Origin of the sequence: Isoptericola sp. NPDC057391 (assembly GCF_042668085.1) — a bacterium.
GTDB lineage: Bacteria > Actinomycetota > Actinomycetes > Actinomycetales > Cellulomonadaceae > Isoptericola.
On the sequence record NZ_JBHVBO010000259.1, the window covers coordinates 1 to 4,531 of the forward strand.

The following is a 4,531-nucleotide window of genomic DNA, read 5'->3' on the forward strand; positions in this document are numbered from 1 at the left end:
CGCGCAGGAATACCTGCGCGTGGCCCTGACAACTCAGCGCGCAAGCCGTGCAAGAAGCGCAAGCCGCTTGCGTGATCGCGTGTACAGTCGAAGCATGTCGAGACGACTGGCCGACGTGGCCGCGAAGGTGGGGGTCAGCGAGGCGACGGTCAGCCGGGTGCTCAACGGCAAGCCCGGGGTGTCGCAGGCGACGCGGGACGCCGTCCTCACGGCGCTGGACGTGCTGGGGTACGAGCGGCCCACGAAGCTGCGCGGCGACCGCCCCCGCCTGGTGGGCCTGGTGCTGCCCGAGCTGGCCAACCCCATCTTCCCGGCCTTCGCGGAGGTGGTGGGCGGCGCGCTCGCTCAGCAGGGCTTCACCCCCGTGCTGTGCACGCGCACCGCGGGCGGCATCTCCGAGGCGGAGTACATCGACCTGCTGCTGGGCCAGCAGGTGTCCGGCGTCATCTTCGCGGGCGGCTTCTACGCCGAGCGCGACGCCGACCACGCGCACTACGAGCGGCTCCAGGCCCTGAACCTGCCGGTCGTGCTGATCAACGCGTCGATCGAGAGCCTCGACTTCCCGCACGTCTCCTGCGACGACCTGATCGCCACCCACCAGGCGCTGGAGCACCTCGTGTCCATGGGGCACACGCGCATCGGGCTGCTGCTGGGCCCGCGCGACCACGTGCCGTCCGAGCGCAAGCTCGCGGCGGCCCGCGGCTTCGCCCGGCGGCACGGCGTCGAGCTGCCGGACGGGCTCGTGGTGCACAGCCAGTACTCGCTCGAGAGCGGGCAGGCCTCGACGGGTCGCCTGCTCGACGCCGGCGCGACGGCGATCCTGTGCGCGTCGGACCCGCTGGCCCTCGGCGCGGTCCGCGCCGTGCGCCGGGCGGGGCTCGAGGTGCCGCGCGACGTGTCGGTGGTCGGCTACGACGACTCCGCGCTGATGAACTCCACGGACCCGGCGCTCACCACCGTCCGGCAGCCGATCGACGCGATGGGCCGCGCGGCGGTCGACATCCTGGCCAGCATGATCGCGGGCGCCACGGTGTCGCGCGACGAGCTGCTCTTCGAGCCGGAGCTCGTCGTGCGGCGCTCGACGGCGGCGGCGCCCCGCCCCGGCGGCTGACGCCCGCACCTTCCCTCCCGACGGCCGGTCGGGCGACCTCGGGTCGCCCGGCCGGCCGTTCGCCTGCGCGCGTCCGCTCGGAGGCATGTCGCGGTTTGATAACGCTGCTGTCAACTTCTTGCGTGGTCTGCGTCGGGTCATTACTGTCCTGCTCATCGACGACGACGTGGAAGGGGCTCATCGGTGAGCAAGGGGCAGGACGCCGAGTGGTGGCGCAGCGCGGTGATCTACCAGGTCTACCCGCGCTCGTTCGCCGACGGGAACGGTGACGGCACGGGCGACCTCGCGGGGGTGCGGCAGCGCCTCGGGTACCTCAGGGAGCTCGGGGTCGACGCGCTCTGGTTCACCCCCTGGTACGTGTCGCCGCTCGCGGACGGCGGGTACGACGTCGCCGACTACCGCGCGATCGACCCGCAGTTCGGCACGCTCGCCGAGGCGGAGGCGCTCATCGCCGAGGCCCGCGCCCTCGGGATCCGCACGATCGTCGACGTCGTGCCGAACCACGTCTCCGTCGAGCACCCGTGGTTCCGCGCGGCCCTGGCGGCGGGCCCCGGCTCGCCCGAGCGCGAGCGGTTCTGGTTCCGGCCGGGCCGGGGCGAGGGCGGCGACGAGCTGCCCACCCGCTGGGTCTCCGACTTCCAGGGCACCACGTGGACCCGCACCACGAACCGCGACGGCACCCCCGGCGAGTGGTACCTGCACCTGTTCGCCCCGTCCCAGCCCGACCTCAACTGGGACCACCCCGAGGTGCGCCGCGAGCACGAGGAGATCCTGCGCTTCTGGTTCGACCGGGGCGCCGCCGGCATCCGCATCGACTCGGCCGCGCTGCTGGTCAAGGACCCGGCCCTGCCGGAGGTGCCGGAGGACCCCGGGCCGGGGGAGCACCCGCACGTGGACCGCGACGAGCTGCACGACGTCTACCGGTCCTGGCGGGCGGTGGCCGACTCCTACGACGAGCCGCGCGTGCTGGTCGGCGAGGTCTGGCTGCCCGACACCGAGCGGTTCACCCGGTTCCTGCGCCCCGACGAGATGCACACGGCCTTCAACTTCGACTTCATGGCCCGCCCGTGGGACGCGAAGGCGCTGCGCGAATCGATCACCACGACCCTCGACGCGCACGCCCCGGTCGGGGCGCCGGCCACCTGGGTGCTGTCCAACCACGACGTCACCCGCCCGGTGACGCGGTACGGGCGCGCCGACTCGTCGTTCGCCTTCGCCGCCAAGCGGTTCGGCACCCCGACCGACCTGGACCTCGGGCGCCGCCGGGCCCGCGCCGCGGCCCTGCTGGTGGCCGCCCTCCCGGGAGCGCTGTACGTCTACCAGGGCGACGAGCTCGGGCTGCCGGAGGTCGAGGACCTGCCGCGCGAGCTGCTGCAGGACCCGATGCACGCCCGGTCCGGCGGCGTCGACCCCGGCCGCGACGGCTGCCGCGTGCCGCTGCCGTGGACGCGCGGGGGCACCTCGCTCGGCTTCGGGCCCGACGGCGGCGCGCCGCCCTGGCTGCCGCAGCCCGCGTCCTGGGGCGACCTGTCGGTCGAGGCCCAGGACGCGGACCCGGCGTCGACCCTCACCCTGTACCGCCGGGCGCTCGCGGCCCGGCGTGCCGAGCCCGCCCTGCGGGGCGACGGCCTGCGCTGGCTCGACGCCGTCGGCGACTTCCCGGTCGGCGACGACGTGCTCGCCTTCGCCCGGGGCGGCGGTCCGGTCGGCGACGCGCGCGGCCTCGTCTGCGTCGTCAACCTCGGGCCCGAGCCCGTCCCGCTGCCGGCCGGCGCCGACGTCGTGCTGCACAGCGCCGACCCCCGCGAGCCGCTCGAGCGGATCGCCTCCGACGTCGCCGTCTGGCTCCGCCCGTGAGCCGGCCCCGACAGGCCTGACCCACCTGACCCGCACCGACCAGCTGCACCACCGCGATTCCTTCGCCGGTGACATCGACAAGGGAGTGACGATGAAGTCCACACGAAAGCCGGCCGCGCTCGTCCTGGTGGGCGCGCTCACGACGGGCGCGCTCGCCGCGTGCTCCGGCGGGGGCGACCCGGAGGGCGAGAGCACCAACTCGGCGGGGCAGGTCACCCTCTCGGTGGTCTCCCTGCTGCCCGGGTCCACGGAGGAGGCCGTCGCCGCCTTCGAGGACCAGGTCGCGGAGTTCGAGAAGGCGAACCCCGACATCGACGTGCAGCCCGAGGAGTACGAGTGGAAGGCGACGACGTTCGCCGCCCAGCTCGCGGGCGGCACGCTGCCCGACGTCTTCGAGATCCCGTTCACGGACGCGCAGGGCCTGGTCGAGAACGGCCAGCTCGCCGACATGGACGCCCAGTTCCGTGCCCTGCCGTACGCCGAGCAGTTCAACCCGACGATCCTCGAGGCGGGCACCGGCTCCGACGGCCACGTGTACGCGATCCCGGCGAAGAACGCCTACCCGGTGGCGCTGCACTACAACCGCCAGCTCTTCGAGTCGGCCGGGCTCGACCCGGACCAGCCGCCGAACACGTGGGAGCAGGTGCGCGAGTACGCGAAGAAGATCGCCGACGCCAACCCCGGCGTCGCCGGCTACGCGACGATGACGCAGAACAACACGGGCGGCTGGCAGCTCACGGCGCAGTCGGTCGCGCGCGGCGGCCGCACCGTGGAGACCGACGCCGACCAGAAGGCCACGGCGACCCTCGACAACGCGGGCACCAAGGAGACGCTCCAGTTCCTCCACGACCTGCGCTGGGAGGACGACTCGATGGGCGGCAACTTCCTGCTCGACTGGGGCAGCATCAACCAGGAGTTCGCGGCCGGCCAGGTGGGCATGTTCACCTCCGGCTCCGACATCTACACCTCGCTGGTGCAGACCAACGCCGTCGACCCGGACACGTACGGGCTCGCGCCGATCCCGCTGTCCGACGCGCCCGAGGCGGCGACGCTCACCGGCGGCACGCTCGCCGGCGTGCCCGCCAACGTCGACGAGGGCGTCAAGGACGCCGCGATGAAGTGGATCGACTTCTTCTACCTCAACAAGCTGGTCGACGAGGACCGCGCCGTCGCCGACGCCGAGACCCTCGCCGCGAACGACCAGCCGGTGGGCACGCCCGTGCTGCCGATGTTCTCGAAGGAGCAGTACGAGCTGAACCAGCAGTGGATCGCGGACTACGTCAACGTGCCGCTCGACCAGATGACGGCGTTCACGGACGCCATGTTCGACCTGCCGCTGGCCGGCGAGCCGTCGCAGAAGACGCAGGAGGTGTACGCGCTGCTCGACCCGGTCGTGCAGGCGGTGCTCACGGACGAGAACGCGGACATCGACGCCCTGCTCGCCGACGCGGACACGCAGGCCCAGGCGCTGCTCGACCAGGGCTGACCGTGACCGTCACGACCACATCTCCTCGCTCATCATCACGCGGCGACACCGCCGCACCCGCGCGGGCGGCCGGCACC

The 4,531-nt window shown here is 73.2% G+C and carries 3 protein-coding genes; all 3 read left to right on the forward strand.

From position 1 onward, the window contains the following. The first annotated feature begins 94 nt into the window (after positions 1-94). Entirely contained in the window at positions 95-1,111 is a 1,017-nt protein-coding gene (locus tag ACFUVW_RS19790; protein ID WP_430573007.1) for a LacI family DNA-binding transcriptional regulator, read from the forward strand. Positions 1,112-1,294: 183 nt separating this feature from the next. Next, entirely contained in the window at positions 1,295-2,968 is a 1,674-nt protein-coding gene (locus ACFUVW_RS19795; RefSeq protein ID WP_430573008.1) for an alpha-amylase family glycosyl hydrolase, read from the forward strand. A gap of 91 nt (positions 2,969-3,059) precedes the next feature. Beyond that, complete coding sequence (locus ACFUVW_RS19800) at positions 3,060-4,454, forward strand: extracellular solute-binding protein (RefSeq protein WP_430573009.1); 1,395 nt, start codon at positions 3,060-3,062, stop codon at positions 4,452-4,454. The last annotated feature ends 77 nt before the right edge of the window (positions 4,455-4,531 follow it).

Excerpts from the sequence above, each read along its gene's own strand:
- ACFUVW_RS19790 (WP_430573007.1), top strand. The coding sequence starts at position 95 with ATGTCGAGACGACTGGCCGACGTGGCCGCGAAGGTGGGGGTCAGCGAG.
- ACFUVW_RS19800 (WP_430573009.1), top strand. The coding sequence starts at position 3,060 with ATGAAGTCCACACGAAAGCCGGCCGCGCTCGTCCTGGTGGGCGCGCTC.